Genomic DNA, 14625 nt, shown 5'->3' on the forward strand with positions numbered 1-14625 from the left:
TCGACTCGCGTTAAACTGCGCGGGTTTTTAGCCCCCAATTCCACCGGAGCCTTCCATGTCCCGCGTTACCCTGAGTCGCTATTTGATTGAGCAGACCCGTAGCAACAACACCCCTGCCGATCTGCGTTTCCTGATCGAAGTGGTGGCGCGTGCTTGCAAGGAAATCAGCCACGCCGTGTCCAAAGGCGCCCTCGGCGGCGTTCTGGGCAGCATGGGCACTGAAAACGTCCAAGGCGAAGTGCAGAAGAAACTCGACGTGATCTCCAACGAGATCCTGCTCGAAGCCAACGAATGGGGCGGTCACCTGGCCGGCATGGCGTCCGAAGAAATGGACAATGCCTACCAGATCCCGGGCAAATACCCGAAAGGCGCGTACCTGCTGGTATTCGACCCGCTGGACGGCTCATCGAACATCGACATCAACGCGCCGGTCGGTACGATCTTCTCGGTACTGCGTTGCCCGAGCGAATACCTGAGCCAGAACGAAGCCTTGAACGAAAAGGCCTTCTTGCAGCCAGGTACTCAGCAGGTAGCCGCCGGTTATGCCATCTACGGCCCGCAGACCATGCTGGTGCTGACCCTGGGTGATGGCGTGAAAGGCTTTACCCTGGATCGTGAAATGGGCAGCTTCGTACTGACCCACGAAGACATCACGATCCCGGAATCCACTCAGGAATTCGCGATCAACGCGTCCAACCAGCGTCACTGGGAAGCGCCGGTACAACGCTACGTCAGTGAGTTGCTGGCAGGCGATGAAGGCCCGCTGAAAAAGAACTACAACATGCGTTGGGTCGCCGCGATGGTTGCCGACGTGCACCGTATCCTGACCCGTGGCGGTCTGTTCATGTACCCACGCGACAGCCGCGAGCCATCCAAGCCAGGCAAGCTGCGTCTGATGTACGAAGCCAACCCGATGTCGTTCCTGGTTGAACAGGCGGGCGGTGCGTCCACCGACGGTCACCAGCGCATCCTCGACATTCAGCCTGAAGGCCTGCACCAGCGTGTAGCGGTGTACCTCGGTTCGAAAGAAGAAGTCGCACGCGTCACGGCTTATCACAAGGAATAAACATGACCGCGCCCTGGCAGTCGTTGCTCGATTGGTGGTTCGGAACGCTCGAATCCCCCAACGAAATAGCGGCTGACAAGGGCAAGTTATGGTTCGGCAAGCGCGACAGCCAGGACCTCGAAGCGCAGACGCGTTTCGGGGACTGGGTCGAGCAGGCACTGGCCGGCGGATTGACTGACTGGGCGCAACGCCCTGAAGGTTGGCTGGCCCTGGTGCTGCTACTCGATCAACTCCCGCGAATGATCTTTCGCGACACTCCCAAATCCTTTTCAGGCGATCTCAGGGCTCAGGCACTGGTGGCGCAAGGCATTGCGGCGGATTTCGATCGGCAGTTGCGGCCGATCCAGCGGGTGTTTATATACCTGGTGTTCGAGCACTGCGAGAATCTGGCGGTGCAGAACGAGGCGGTTTCGCGGTACATCGATCTGGTTGCGCAGCAGCCGGAAGCGGATCAGAAGCTGTTTACCGATTATCTGAGTTATGCCGAGAAGCATCAGCGGGTGATTGCGCGGTTTGGGCGGTTCCCGCATCGCAATGCGGTGTTGGGGCGGGAGTCGACGGATGAGGAGTTGGCGTTTCTATCGGAGCCTGGTTCTCGCTTTTAGTTTTCTGCTATAGCTGATGCCGCCATCGCCAGCAGGCTGGCTCCCACATTTGGTTTGTGTCGTTCACAAATCCCCTGTGGGAGCCAGCCTGCTGGCGATGGGGCCAGTGAAAGCAGCTTAGATCCTGAAACTACCCACCAACTGCTTCAACCGCGCCGCTTGCTGTTCAAGATCCGCACACGCACGCAGTGTCGACTGCAAGTTCTCCACACCTTCCTGGTTCAGCGTGTTGATCTCGGTGATGTCGACGTTGATCGACTCCACCACAGCGGTCTGTTCTTCAGTCGCTGTCGCCACGGACTGGTTCATCCCGTCGATCTCACCAATGCGCTGGGTCACGCTGCCCAGGCGTTCGCCCGCCTGGTTGGCGATGCCGACGCTGCTTTCGCTCTGGCGCTGGCTGTCGGTCATGGTGCTTACCGCTTCACGGGCGCCGACTTGCAGCTCTTCGATCATCTTCTGCACTTGCTGCGCCGAATCCTGAGTGCGGTGGGCGAGGTTGCGCACCTCGTCCGCGACCACGGCAAAACCACGTCCGGCTTCACCGGCACGCGCCGCTTCGATGGCCGCGTTCAATGCCAGCAAGTTGGTCTGCTGCGAGATGCTGGTGATCACTTCCAGAATCTGCCCGATGTTCACGGTGTTGCTGTTGAGCGTTTCGATGTTGCCGCACGAATCGCTGATCTTCGCCGAGAGCTGCTGCATCGCTGCGATGGTTTTATCCACCACTTGCTGACCGTCCTCGGCCAAGGCACGGGCGTCGCTCGAGTGTTGCGAGGCGAGGGCGGCGTTCTGGGCGATTTCCTGAGCGGCGGCGCCCAGTTCGTTGATCGCTGCAGCCACGCTGCTGGTGCGCGAGGCTTGCTGGTCGGAGTTGAACATCGATGAGTTCGAGGCAGCCACCACACGCAGCGCCACTTCGTTGACCTGGCCGGTGGCCGAGGACACTTCGCGGATCGAGGTGTGAATACGCTCCACGAAACGGTTGAACGAGGTGCCCAACGCACCGAATTCATCCTGGCCGTGAATGGTCAGGCGTTTGGTCAGGTCACCTTCGCCTTCGGCGATGTCATGCATGGCGCGGCCCATAGTCAGCAGTGGCTGCATCAGGAAGCTGATCAACATGCCCAGCAGCGCGATGATGATAACCACGGCGATGATCATGGCAATAATCGCCGAGGTGCGGAATTCGCTGAGCATCGAGAACGCGGTTTCCTGATCCAGCACCAGCGCCACGTACCAGTCGGCCGAGGGCACACCGTTGACGTGGGTAAAGGAGATGAACTGGGTCTTGCCGTCGAGCTCGACTTCTTTCAGCCCCGGGCTGACTTTCGGCGCGCCGTTCGGGTAGGCCTCGGCGAGGCTCTTGAGCACCAGTTTGCTGTCCGGGTGGATCAGGATCTTGCCGTCGGCGCTGACGATGAACGCGTGGCCGTGACCGCCGAAGTTGAGCGAGTTGATGATCGCGCTGACGCTCGACAGGTCGATGTCCGCACCGGCAACGCCGATCATCTGGTTCTGATACTTCACTGGCGTGGCCACGGTGATCACCAGTTTGCCGGATGAAGCGGCGATGTACGGTTCGGTGACGATGGTCTGTTGCGCACCGTTGGCTGCCTTGTACCAGCCACGGGCGCGGGGATCGTAGTCCGCCGCACGATTGCCGGCCGGGACCGAGAACATCACGCCGTCAGTGCCACCGAAGTAGCTCAGCTGGAAGTTGCCGGTGTAGGCCGGCAAGTCGATGGCGCGCTTTAGGTTGGCCGGGGCGCTGCCGTCCACGGCGATCTGCTGGGACAGCGATTGCAGCAACTGCATGCGGCTTTCCAGCCAGGTCTGGATGTTGCTGGTGGTCAGGCTGCCGAGTTCCTGCATCGAGGATTCGGTACTGCTGCGCAATGTCTGGCGCTGGCGGTAGTCGTTGAACAGGATAAAGCAGGCGAACGCAACGGCGACCACGAGGGCGGCTGCCAGCAGGATCTTGTGGCTGAATTTCATGTTTCTGGTCATTAAATGCACTACCGCGAAGGGACTGGTCAGCGAGGGGCGTCAATTTGCCACAGTCGAGGGCTTTGCGCTGCTTCTATGTCGACTGGCCAGCGCCAAAGATTAGGCGTCTTTTTACGAAAACCGACGAAATACTCAACGGCACTGGAAAGTGGCTGATTTTTCGAAAAAAGGCAGACGAGCGGCCCGATAAATAGCCGGGGAGTCGGGGAACCAGATGGGGGTTTTCTCTTCTAAGCTTCAGCTTGGCAGCCATGCCATTCCCCTTCGCCCCAGGAGCTACACCATGTCGCTGCGATCTATCGCCTTGCTCTCGTTCTGCGTGTTGTTGGCCGCATGCAGCAAGGTCAATCAGGAAAACTACTCGAAGTTGTCGGCCGGCATGCCCAAGGCAGAGGTTGAAGCCTTGCTGGGTAAAGCCACTGATTGCTCGGGCGCGCTCGGCATGTCCAGTTGCACCTGGGGTGACAAGAACAGCTTTATCAGCGTGCAGTACGCCGGTGACAAAGTACTGATGTTTTCCGGCCAAGGCCTGAAGTAATCCGGGGCTACGCGCCCACGGGAGAAAAACAATGAAGCGGTTATTGATACTCCTTTTTGCCAGCCTGGTATTGGCTGGCTGCGCCACTTCTGGCGAAGATCCGTTGGCACCGAAAACGGTCAACAGCGTCAATCTCAGGAAATACCAGGGCACCTGGTATGAACTGGCCCGTCTGCCGATGTATTTCCAGCGCAATTGCGCGCAATCCGAAGCCCACTACACGCTCAAGCCTGACGGTAACGTGTTGGTGCTGAACCGCTGCCTGACGGCGGATTGGCAATGGGAAGAGGCCAAGGGCGTGGCTTATCCGCAAGTGCCGGGCAAGACCGACAAATTGTGGGTCGAGTTCGATACCTGGTTCTCGCGATTGCTGCCGGGTGTGGCGAAGGGGGAATACTGGGTGCTGTACGTCAGCGAAGATTACAAGACAGCCATTGTCGGCGATCCTAGCCGCAAGTATCTGTGGCTGCTGTCGCGCACGCCGACGGTTAACGGTGTAGTGCGTGAAGAGTTGCTGAGCAAGGCACGCCAGCAGGGCTACGACACCACGCGGTTGATCTGGCGTGCGTCGGATACGCAAATGGCCAAGACCTCGAACTGATTACTCCGCTAATGATCGTTCCCACGCTCCGCGTGGGAATGCCTCAATGGACGCTCTGCGTCCGCTGTTTGGACGCGGAGCGTCCCGGGCTGCATTCCCACGCGGAGCGTGGGAATGATCAGTGAGGGGGTCAGCCCAGGAGATCGCGCAGTACCTGGGTGAACGCGCGGTTACTTTCTTCTTCGGCGGCATGACGCCCGTCACGCACAACCCACTGGCCATTGACCAGCACATCGCGCACCTGGCGATCGCCACCGGCAAACAGCCAGCGATTGAGAATCCCGTCACCACTGGCCGTTGCCAGGTACGGATCGTTGCCGTCCAGCACCAGCCAGTCCGCACGCTTGCCGACTTCCAGTGCACCAATCGGCTGGCCCAGCGCCTGAGCGCCGCCATCCAGCGCCGCGTCATACAGTGTGCGGCCGACCATCGGCTGATCCGCGCCATACAAGCGATTGCGCCGCTGATCGCGCAGGCGCTGGCCGTATTCCAGCCAGCGCAATTCTTCCACCACGCTCAATGACACATGGCTGTCGGACCCGATACCCATGCGTCCGCCCTGCGCGAGGAAATCCACCGCCGGGAAAATCCCGTCGCCGAGGTTGGCCTCGGTGGTCAGGCACAGACCGGCGATGGCGCGACTCTTGGCCATCAGCGTGACTTCTTCCAGGTTGGCGTGGGTCGCGTGGACCAGGCACCAGCGCTGGTCGACTTCGGTGTTTTCGTACAGCCATTGCAGCGGACGACGGCCGCTCCAGCTCAGGCAGTCATCGACTTCTTTCTGCTGTTCGGCAATGTGTATGTGCACCGGGCACTGCTTGTCGCTGGTCGCCAGTACTTCGCTGATTTGCTGCGGTGTTACCGCGCGCAACGAGTGGAAACACAAACCCAGCGATTGTGCCGGTTGCTGCGCCAGGATCGGCTGCAAACGCGACTGAAGCTTGAGGTAGTTTTCGGTGCTGTTGATGAAGCGGCGCTGACCGTCGTTCGGGGTCTGGCCACCGAAACCGGAATGGCTATAAAGCACCGGCAACAGAGTCAGGCCGATACCGGCGGAACTGGCAGCCTGGCTAATCCGCAGTGCCAGCTCGGCCGGGTCGGCGTAAGGCTGGCCGGTGGTGTCATGGTGTACATAATGAAATTCCGCAACCGAGGTGTAACCGGCCTTGAGCATTTCGATGTACAGCTGACGGGCAATCACGCCGAGTTGATCCGGGCTGATTTTTCCGACGAGGCGATACATCAGATCGCGCCAGGTCCAGAAACTGTCGTTCGGATTACCCGCCACTTCCGCCAGCCCGGCCATGGCCCGCTGGAAGGCGTGGGAGTGCAGATTCGGCATGCCCGGCAGCAGCGGACCGCTCAGCCGTTCGGCGCCATCTGCGTGGGAATCGGCCTGGATATGGGTCAACACGCCCTCGGCGCTGACCTCAAGACGTACATTGTTGGCCCATCCACTAGGCAGCAGCGCGCGTTCGGCAAAGAAAGCGGACATGGTTCAGCACCCCATCGTGTGTTATTTGTATATACATATACAGACGTTTGCCTGCTCGGTAAACTCCGGCAAGCTAGGTGGCTCGTGTGGTTAGTTCGTCAGTTCAAGTTCGGATGCCAGAAATTCAGAGCCAAGGCGCTGCGACGAGTCATAGCTGGCTATGGCGAGGAGCAGCAACGCAGGATCTGGATTTCTGGCGCCGAAATTGACTGACAGAACTGACCATACGGGCCACATTACCCTTACCAAACGACCAAGGATTAACCGTGCCGACTCCGCCCCCAGTGTCACCGTTGGCCGCGAACATGGGCGACAGTCCGGCGCCCTTGTACGCCCGCGTCAAACAGATGATCACCCAGCAAATCGACAGTGGAAACTGGCCGCCGCACTACCGCGTTCCGTCGGAAAGCGAGCTGGTCAGCCAACTCGGTTTCAGCCGCATGACCATCAACCGCGCCCTGCGCGAGATGACCGCCGACGGTCTGTTGGTGCGCATGCAAGGTGTCGGTACGTTTGTCGCCGAGCCGAAAAGCCAGTCCGCGCTGTTTGAAGTGCACAACATCGCCGACGAAATCGCCTCCCGTGGCCATCGCCACACGTGCAAGGTGATCACCCTCGAAGAAGAGGCTGCCGGTTCCGAGCGCGCCCTCGCGCTCGATATGCGCGAAGGCCAGAGGGTTTTCCATTCGCTGATCGTGCATTTCGAAAACGATATTCCGGTGCAAATCGAAGATCGTTTCGTCAACGCGCTGGTCGCCCCGGACTACCTCAAGCAGGACTTCACCCTGCAAACGCCTTACGCCTATCTGAACCAGGTTGCGCCGCTGACTGAAGGGGAGCACGTGGTCGAGGCGATCCTGGCCGAGGCTTCCGAATGCAAATTGCTGCAGATTGAGAAGGGCGAGCCGTGCCTGCTGATTCGTCGCCGCACGTGGTCCGGTCGTCAGCCGGTGACCGCTGCTCGTTTGATTCACCCTGGTTCCCGTCATCGTCTGGAAGGTCGGTTTCACAAATGAGTGAAGTGAAAGTTTTACGCGCCAAAGATTACCCGCGCATGCCGTGGAAGAACGGCGGCGGCAGCACTGAGGAAATCACCCGTGATGCGGGTACTGGCCTTGATGGTTTCGGCTGGCGTCTGTCGATTGCCGATATCGGCGAGTCGGGCGGGTTTTCCACCTTCGCCGGTTACGAACGGATCATCACCGTGCTGCAAGGCGACGGCATGACCTTGTCGGTTGATGGTCAGGCCACGCGTTCACTGTTACCGCTTGATCCCTTTGCCTTTAGTGGCGAGAGCCAGGTGTCCTGCACATTGCTCGGCGGGCCGATCCGCGATTTCAACCTGATTTATGCGCCGCAGCGTTTCAACGCGCGGTTGCAGTGGCTGGATGGCGAACAGCGGTTTTTCAGTGAGGCTGGAACTGTGCTGGTGTTCAGTGTCAGCGAGGCGCTGGAAGTGAAGGTCGGTAACAGCACCTCACAACTCGGTCGCCATGATTGCCTGCAACTCGTCGGTAACACCGGCCTGCTGGATGTCTCCAGCAATGGCGCCTGCTGTGTGATCGAGCTGACAGCACGCGCTTAACTGTGGCGAGGGAGCTTGCTCCCGCTCGGCTGCGCAGCAGTCGTCAGTCTTGAATCCCTGATTTATCTGATAGATCCCATGCTCCCGGTTTTGGGCCTGCTTCGCAGACCAGCGGGAGCAAGCTCCCTCGCCACAAAAGCAGTCCTTGTCCCGTTCCCCAATGCGCACCACTTTGTTACCGAGCGCCCCAGCGTGGCGCAAAACCCCGCTCAAGTAACAAGCCATCACCCCTCCGCAAAATCCCCCCGAAAAATTTCATCTTCGCCAAAACCCTTGTTCCAAAGGCCTTCCAGCGTTCAAAAAACTTTTCTTGAACCCCCATCCAACAAGTTGGCCGCTTGATTGCATATGCTTGTATGTACAAGTAAAGACGTATGCGTATGAGTCGATCGAGACTCCTCGCAACGTCCACTGATTCGCTTGTGTCGCTTTGAAGCGCACAGGCTGGCTTACCCACCGCCAGGGTTGGTTTGGATTGATCGCTGAGGAGTCTTTTTCGTGACTGACAATACCCAGAAACCTACTACCGCCTCTTTTACAAAGTACCGTGACGTTGAAATCCGCGCTGCCCGCGGTAACAAGCTGACCGCCAAGAGCTGGCTGACCGAAGCGCCGCTGCGCATGTTGATGAACAACCTCGACCCGGAAGTCGCCGAGAACCCTAAAGAACTGGTGGTTTACGGTGGTATCGGTCGTGCGGCGCGTAACTGGGAATGCTACGACAAGATCGTCGAAAGCCTGACCAACCTGAACGACGACGAGACCCTGCTGGTGCAATCCGGCAAGCCGGTCGGCGTGTTCAAGACCCACACCAATGCTCCGCGCGTACTGATCGCCAACTCCAACCTGGTGCCACACTGGGCGAGCTGGGAACACTTCAACGAACTCGACGCCAAAGGCCTGGCCATGTACGGCCAGATGACCGCCGGCAGCTGGATCTACATCGGCAGCCAGGGCATCGTTCAGGGCACCTACGAAACCTTCGTCGAAGCCGGTCGCCAACACTATAACGATGACCTCAAAGGTCGTTGGGTCCTGACCGCAGGCCTCGGCGGCATGGGCGGCGCTCAACCGCTGGCTGCAACATTGGCCGGTGCTTGCTCGCTGAACATCGAATGCCAACAAGTCAGCATCGATTTCCGCCTGAACAGCCGTTATGTCGACGAGCAAGCCACCGACCTCGACGACGCGCTGGCCCGCATCGCCAAATACACCAAGGAAGGCAAAGCGATTTCCATCGCCCTGCTCGGCAACGCGGCCGAAATCCTGCCGGAACTGGTCAAGCGCGGCGTGCGCCCGGACATGGTCACCGACCAGACCAGCGCCCACGATCCGCTCAACGGTTACCTGCCGGCTGGCTGGACCTGGGAAGAGTACCGCGCTCGCGCCAAGACCGAGCCTGCTGCCGTGGTCAAAGCCGCCAAGCAATCGATGGCTGTGCACGTCAAGGCGATGCTCGAATTCCAGAAAATGGGTATTCCGACCTTCGACTACGGCAACAACATCCGTCAGATGGCGCAAGAAGAAGGCGTGGAAAACGCGTTCGACTTCCCAGGCTTCGTACCGGCTTACATCCGTCCGCTGTTCTGCCGCGGCATCGGTCCGTTCCGTTGGGCTGCGCTGTCGGGCAACGCTGAAGACATCTACAAAACCGACGCCAAGGTCAAAGAGCTGATCCCGGACGACGCCCACCTGCACAACTGGCTGGACATGGCGCGCGAGCGCATCAGCTTCCAGGGGCTGCCGGCACGTATCTGCTGGGTTGGCCTGGGCTTGCGCGCCAAGCTCGGCCTGGCGTTCAACGAAATGGTCCGTAGCGGTGAATTGTCCGCGCCAATCGTGATCGGTCGCGACCACCTGGACTCCGGCTCTGTTGCCAGCCCGAACCGCGAAACCGAATCGATGCAGGACGGTTCCGATGCCGTGTCCGATTGGCCACTGCTCAACGCCCTGCTGAACACCGCGAGCGGCGCGACCTGGGTTTCCCTGCATCACGGCGGCGGCGTCGGCATGGGCTTCTCCCAGCACTCGGGCATGGTGATTGTCTGCGACGGTACTGACGAAGCGGCCGAGCGTATCGCTCGCGTGCTGCACAACGACCCGGCGACCGGTGTCATGCGTCACGCCGATGCGGGTTACCAGATCGCGATCGACTGCGCCAAGGAACAAGGGCTGAACTTGCCGATGATTACCGGCAAGTAACACAAAACCCTGTGGGAGCTGGCTTGCCAGCGATGGCGGCGGCACTGCTGGAATTGATGTTGAAGGTACCGACATCATCGCTGGCAAGCCAGCTCCCACAGAGTCCGAGTAAACCCGACAGAACAATTAAAACAATCCACAGAGGTTGAACCATGGCTGGCAATGACGATCGTGCAGGCAGCAAACCGTTGATCGAGAAACGCTCGATCGACTACATCCCGGAAGCGGAAAGACACGGTCGTCTGTTTAGCCAGTTCACCTTGTGGATGGGTGCCAACCTGCAAATCACCGCGATTGTCACCGGGGCCCTGGCCGTGGTGCTGGGCGGTGACGTGTTCTGGTCGTTGATCGGTCTGTTGATCGGCCAATTGCTTGGCGGCGGCGTCATGGCGTTGCATGCCGCGCAAGGGCCCAAGCTTGGGCTGCCGCAGATGATCTCCAGCCGGGTACAGTTCGGCGTGTATGGCGCGGCCATCCCGATCGTGCTGGTGTGCTTGATGTACCTCGGCTTCACCGCCACCGGCACGGTGCTTTCCGGCCAGGCGCTGGGCCAGTTGTTCGGTGTCAGCGACAGCGTCGGCATCCTGATTTTCGCCAGTGTCATCGTGCTGGTCACAGTGCTCGGATATCGGGTGATCCATTGGATTGGCCGTGTCGCCAGCGTTATTGGTGTGATTGCCTTTGTCTATCTATTCGCTCGTCTGATGAGCCAGACCGACGTTGGCGCACTCCTGCAAATCCGTCACTTCAGCTGGAGCAGCTTCCTGCTGGCGGTGTCGCTCGCGGCGTCCTGGCAGATCGCCTTTGGCCCGTATGTGGCTGACTATTCACGCTACCTGCCGAGCAAGACGTCCTCGGTGAAAACCTTTTTCGCCGCGGGCGCAGGTTCGGTGATTGGCGCACAAGTGGCGATGATCCTCGGCGTGTTTGCCGCCGCGTCGGCCAATGGGCAATTCGCCGGTCACGAAGTGGCGTACATCGTTGGTTTGGGCGGGACCGGTGCCACCGCTGCGCTGCTGTACTTCAGCATCGCGTTTGGCAAGGTCACCATCTCCACGCTGAACTCCTACGGCAGCTTCATGTGCATTGCGACCATCATCAGCGGCTTCCGTGGTGAGCTGAAGGTCACGCGCTTGCAGCGTCTGGTCTTCGTGCTGGTCATCGTCGGTGCTGCGACCCTGATGGCATTGCTCGGCCAGCACTCGTTCCTCGGTGCGTTCAAGTCCTTCATCCTGTTCCTGCTGGCGTTCTTTACGCCATGGAGCGCGATCAACCTGGTGGACTACTACTGCATCACCCGCGAACGCTATGACGTGCCGGCGCTGTCCGATCCGAACGGTCGCTACGGCCGTTGGAATGCTCTCGGTATCAGCGTCTATGTGTTCGGCGTGCTGGTGCAGCTGCCGTTCATCTCCTCCAAGTTCTATACCGGTCCGCTGGTGGCGGCTCTGGGGGATGTGGATATTTCCTGGATCATCGGTCTGGTGCTGCCCGCAGCCCTGTATTACGTGTGCGCAAAAAAATGGCACGGCTCGGTACCCGATCACCTGATTCTGCCGGTCGAGCAGGACAGTGTTGTGCAACCTATAACAAGTGGGGCTGGTCGCGCTGCGGCGCAGGCCTGATTGGACGTGGACAGGGCTGGATGCCTCTTGACTGCCGTAAGCCAATTCATGATTAGGAGCGTCACTACAATGAAATCGAACAAGACCCTGCTGACCACATTGCTTTCCATGGGCCTGCTCGCCAGCGCCGGCGCCACTCAGGCAGCGGGTTGGTGCGAGTCGGGCAAGCCGGTGAAGTTTGCCGGCCTGAACTGGGAAAGCGGCATGCTGCTGACCGACGTGATGCAAATCGTGTTGGAGAAGGGCTACGACTGCAAGACTGACAGCCTGCCGGGCAACTCCATCACCATGGAAAACGCCCTGAGCAGCAACGACATTCAAGTGTTTGCCGAAGAGTGGGTCGGCCGCAGCGAAGTCTGGAACAAGGCCGAAAAGGCCGGCAAAGTCGTCGGTGTCGGCGCTCCGGTAGTGGGCGCAATCGAAGGCTGGTACGTGCCACGCTACGTGATCGAAGGCGACGCCAAGCGCAAGCTGGAACCCAAGGCCCCGGACCTGAAAAACATCGCCGACCTGGCCAAGTACGCCGCCGTGTTCAAGGATCAGGAAGAACCAGCCAAGGGCCGTTTCTACAACTGCCCGGCCGGTTGGACCTGTGAGCTCGACAACAGCGAGATGCTGAAAAGCTACGGCCTCGAAAGCACCTACACCAACTTCCGCCCGGGCACCGGCCCGGCGCTGGATGCCGCAGTGCTGTCGAGCTACAAGCGTGGCGAGCCGATCCTGTTCTACTACTGGTCGCCAACCCCGCTGATGGGCCAGGTTGACCTGGTCAAACTCGAAGAGAAGCCAGGCGTGGACAAGCGTGTGACCATCAAGGTCGGCCTGTCCAAGACTTTCCACGAGCAAGCCCCGGAACTGGTGGCGGTGCTGGAAAAGGTCAACCTGCCGATCGACCTGCTCAACCAGAACCTCGGGCGCATGGCCAAAGAGCGGATCGAGTCGCCAAAACTGGCCAAGATCTTCTTGAAGGAACATCCTGAAGTCTGGCACGCATGGGTGAGCGAAGACGCAGCCAAGAAAATCGACGCGGCCTTGTAGGTTGAGCCTCTCCGACTGCCGGCGACGGCAGTCGGACGCTTGATCGCAACCCCTTGATTGAGAGTCTCTTATGTTTCCCGAAAGCTTTACCTTTTCCATCGCCGACTGGGTCAACGGTTGGGTCGATTCGCTCGTCACCAACTACGGCGACGTGTTCCGCAGCATCTCCGACACCCTGTTGTGGGCCATCGTCAATCTTGAAGGGCTGCTGCGTGCGGCGCCCTGGTGGCTGATGCTGGCCATCGTGGCGGGCGTTGCCTGGCACGCGACCCGCAAAATCGTGACCACCTCCGTGATCGTCGGTTTGCTGTTCCTGGTGGGCGCGGTCGGCCTCTGGGACAAGCTGATGCAGACCCTGGCGCTGATGATGGTCGCGACGGTCATTTCGGTACTGATCGGCATTCCGCTGGGCATTCTCTCGGCACGCAGCAATCGCCTGCGTTCGGTGCTGATGCCGCTGCTGGACATCATGCAGACCATGCCGAGTTTCGTGTACCTGATCCCGGTGCTGATGCTGTTCGGCCTGGGCAAGGTCCCGGCAATTTTCGCCACCGTTATTTACGCTGCGCCGCCGCTGATTCGCCTGACTGATCTGGGCATTCGCCAGGTCGACGGTGAGGTGATGGAAGCGATCAACGCCTTCGGTGCCAACCGTTGGCAGCAACTGTTTGGCGTGCAACTGCCGCTGGCCCTGCCGAGCATCATGGCCGGGATCAACCAGACCACCATGATGGCCCTGTCGATGGTGGTGATCGCCTCGATGATCGGTGCCCGTGGCCTGGGTGAAGATGTGTTGGTGGGGATTCAGACCCTCAACGTCGGACGTGGCCTTGAAGCCGGTCTGGCGATCGTGATTCTGGCAGTGGTCATCGACCGCATTACTCAGGCGTATGGTCGGCCACGGCATGAGGTGAGCAAATGAACAACGAAGCCATCAGCAAAATCGAAGTCAAAAACGTCTTCAAGATTTTCGGCAACCGTTCCAAGGAAGCGCTGGGCATGATTGGCCAGGGCAAAACCAAGGATCAGGTGCTGGCCGAGACCGGCTGCGTGGTCGGCGTGAACGACTTGTCCCTGAGCATCGGCACTGGCGAGATCTTCGTGATCATGGGCCTTTCGGGTTCCGGCAAATCGACCCTGGTGCGCCACTTCAACCGCCTGATCGACCCGACCAGCGGTGCGATCCTGGTGGACGGTGTGGACATCCTGCAATACGACATGGAAGCCCTGCGCGAATTTCGCCGGCACAAGATCAGCATGGTGTTCCAGAGCTTCGGCCTGCTGCCGCACAAGACCGTGGTGGATAACGTCGCCTACGGCCTGAAAGTGCGCGGCGAGAGCAAGCAAATGTGCTCCGAGCGCGCACTGCATTGGATCAACACCGTGGGCCTCAAGGGCTACGAAAACAAATACCCGCATCAGCTTTCGGGCGGCATGCGTCAGCGTGTGGGCCTGGCCCGTGCCCTGGCGGCAGATACCGACATCATCTTGATGGACGAAGCGTTCAGTGCGCTCGACCCGCTGATCCGCGCCGAGATGCAGGACCAGTTGCTGGAGCTGCAAAAGACCCTGCACAAGACCATCGTCTTCATCACCCACGACCTTGATGAGGCGGTGCGCATTGGTAACCGCATTGCGATTCTCAAGGACGGGCGCCTGATTCAGGTCGGCACGCCGCGAGAGATCCTGCATTCGCCAGCGGATGAGTATGTCGACCGCTTTGTCCAGCGGCGCGCGGCGGTGGTTTAACAGTCGATCGTTCCCACGTCGAGGCGTCGAACCGTCTGCGTGGGAATGCATCCCGTGACGCTCCGCGTCACCCATGCGCAGGACTTGAGCCTTGCGCTGACAACGGGACGC

General features: G+C 59.8%; 13 protein-coding genes and 1 pseudogene. 11 read left to right on the forward strand and 3 right to left on the reverse strand.

What is annotated here, in order from left to right:
- The first annotated feature begins 55 nt into the window (after nt 1-55).
- Both ACYZT8_RS01425 and ACYZT8_RS01430 read left to right on the forward strand, forming a co-directional pair.
- Nucleotides 56-1066 carry a class 1 fructose-bisphosphatase gene (locus ACYZT8_RS01425; protein WP_461978637.1) on the forward strand — a complete coding sequence of 337 codons (1011 nt, stop codon included), beginning with the start codon at nt 56-58 and terminating at the stop codon, nt 1064-1066.
- Between the two features lie 2 nt (nt 1067-1068).
- Nucleotides 1069-1671: a DUF924 family protein gene (locus tag ACYZT8_RS01430; RefSeq protein ID WP_461978639.1), complete on the forward strand. Its 603-nt coding sequence runs from the start codon at nt 1069-1071 to the stop codon at nt 1669-1671.
- Between the two features lie 117 nt (nt 1672-1788).
- On the opposite strand, the gene ACYZT8_RS01435 is transcribed toward ACYZT8_RS01430, so the two are convergent.
- Both ACYZT8_RS01435 and ACYZT8_RS01440 read right to left on the reverse strand, forming a co-directional pair.
- Nucleotides 1789-2553, reverse strand: coding sequence for a methyl-accepting chemotaxis protein (locus ACYZT8_RS01435; RefSeq protein ID WP_370694726.1), 765 nt, complete (start codon nt 2551-2553; stop codon nt 1789-1791).
- Between the two features lie 141 nt (nt 2554-2694).
- A pseudogene (locus ACYZT8_RS01440) lies at nt 2695-3681 on the reverse strand (cache domain-containing protein); the annotation flags it as partial.
- Nucleotides 3682-3964: 283 nt separating this feature from the next.
- Between ACYZT8_RS01440 and ACYZT8_RS01445 the strand changes: the two are divergent.
- Together ACYZT8_RS01445 and ACYZT8_RS01450 are read left to right on the forward strand one after the other, a co-directional pair.
- Nucleotides 3965-4219, forward strand: coding sequence for a hypothetical protein (locus ACYZT8_RS01445; protein ID WP_010464535.1), 255 nt, complete (start codon nt 3965-3967; stop codon nt 4217-4219).
- A 31-nt stretch (nt 4220-4250) separates the two neighbouring features.
- Entirely contained in the window at nt 4251-4820 is a 570-nt protein-coding gene (locus ACYZT8_RS01450) for a lipocalin family protein (RefSeq protein WP_461978642.1), read from the forward strand.
- A gap of 130 nt (nt 4821-4950) precedes the next feature.
- Here the strand turns inward: ACYZT8_RS01450 and ACYZT8_RS01455 are convergent, their stop codons facing one another.
- Entirely contained in the window at nt 4951-6315 is a 1365-nt protein-coding gene (locus ACYZT8_RS01455; protein WP_461978644.1) for a formimidoylglutamate deiminase, read from the reverse strand.
- Between the two features lie 305 nt (nt 6316-6620).
- Between ACYZT8_RS01455 and hutC the strand changes: the two genes are divergently transcribed.
- From hutC to ACYZT8_RS01490, 7 genes are all read left to right on the forward strand, one after another.
- Entirely contained in the window at nt 6621-7331 is a 711-nt protein-coding gene (gene hutC / locus ACYZT8_RS01460; RefSeq protein ID WP_154505298.1) for a histidine utilization repressor, read from the forward strand.
- Entirely contained in the window at nt 7328-7900 is a 573-nt protein-coding gene (locus ACYZT8_RS01465) for a HutD/Ves family protein (RefSeq protein ID WP_461978646.1), read from the forward strand. The genes hutC and ACYZT8_RS01465 overlap by 4 nt, the downstream gene beginning before the upstream one ends.
- A 498-nt stretch (nt 7901-8398) precedes the next feature.
- Nucleotides 8399-10102, forward strand: a complete 1704-nt coding sequence (gene hutU, locus ACYZT8_RS01470) for a urocanate hydratase (protein ID WP_461978648.1) — start codon at nt 8399-8401, stop codon at nt 10100-10102.
- 152 nt (nt 10103-10254) lie between these two features.
- On the forward strand, nt 10255-11727 hold the full coding sequence (locus tag ACYZT8_RS01475) for a purine-cytosine permease family protein (protein ID WP_461978650.1): 1473 nt from the start codon (nt 10255-10257) through the stop codon (nt 11725-11727).
- Between the two features lie 69 nt (nt 11728-11796).
- A complete protein-coding gene (locus tag ACYZT8_RS01480; RefSeq protein WP_461956756.1) occupies nt 11797-12765 on the forward strand; it encodes an ABC transporter substrate-binding protein in 969 nt (322 codons plus the stop codon).
- Between the two features lie 70 nt (nt 12766-12835).
- Nucleotides 12836-13687, forward strand: coding sequence for an ABC transporter permease (locus ACYZT8_RS01485; protein ID WP_461978651.1), 852 nt, complete (start codon nt 12836-12838; stop codon nt 13685-13687).
- Complete coding sequence (locus tag ACYZT8_RS01490) at nt 13684-14514, forward strand: quaternary amine ABC transporter ATP-binding protein (protein ID WP_109627517.1); 831 nt, start codon at nt 13684-13686, stop codon at nt 14512-14514. The genes ACYZT8_RS01485 and ACYZT8_RS01490 overlap by 4 nt, the downstream gene beginning before the upstream one ends.
- Nucleotides 14515-14625: the final 111 nt, after the last annotated feature.

This window comes from Pseudomonas sp. LB3P93, from assembly GCF_054898025.1.

Excerpts from the sequence above, each read along its gene's own strand:
- ACYZT8_RS01430 (WP_461978639.1), top strand. The coding sequence starts at position 1,069 with ATGACCGCGCCCTGGCAGTCGTTGCTCGATTGGTGGTTCGGAACGCTC.
- ACYZT8_RS01425 (WP_461978637.1), top strand. The coding sequence starts at position 56 with ATGTCCCGCGTTACCCTGAGTCGCTATTTGATTGAGCAGACCCGTAGC.
- ACYZT8_RS01475 (WP_461978650.1), top strand. The coding sequence starts at position 10,255 with ATGGCTGGCAATGACGATCGTGCAGGCAGCAAACCGTTGATCGAGAAA.
- ACYZT8_RS01480 (WP_461956756.1), top strand. The coding sequence starts at position 11,797 with ATGAAATCGAACAAGACCCTGCTGACCACATTGCTTTCCATGGGCCTG.
- ACYZT8_RS01450 (WP_461978642.1), top strand. The coding sequence starts at position 4,251 with ATGAAGCGGTTATTGATACTCCTTTTTGCCAGCCTGGTATTGGCTGGC.
- ACYZT8_RS01465 (WP_461978646.1), top strand. The coding sequence starts at position 7,328 with ATGAGTGAAGTGAAAGTTTTACGCGCCAAAGATTACCCGCGCATGCCG.
- ACYZT8_RS01490 (WP_109627517.1), top strand. The coding sequence starts at position 13,684 with ATGAACAACGAAGCCATCAGCAAAATCGAAGTCAAAAACGTCTTCAAG.
- ACYZT8_RS01435 (WP_370694726.1), bottom strand. The coding sequence starts at position 2,553 with ATGTTCAACTCCGACCAGCAAGCCTCGCGCACCAGCAGCGTGGCTGCA.
- ACYZT8_RS01445 (WP_010464535.1), top strand. The coding sequence starts at position 3,965 with ATGTCGCTGCGATCTATCGCCTTGCTCTCGTTCTGCGTGTTGTTGGCC.
- hutC (WP_154505298.1), top strand. The coding sequence starts at position 6,621 with ATGGGCGACAGTCCGGCGCCCTTGTACGCCCGCGTCAAACAGATGATC.
- ACYZT8_RS01455 (WP_461978644.1), bottom strand. The coding sequence starts at position 6,315 with ATGTCCGCTTTCTTTGCCGAACGCGCGCTGCTGCCTAGTGGATGGGCC.
- ACYZT8_RS01485 (WP_461978651.1), top strand. The coding sequence starts at position 12,836 with ATGTTTCCCGAAAGCTTTACCTTTTCCATCGCCGACTGGGTCAACGGT.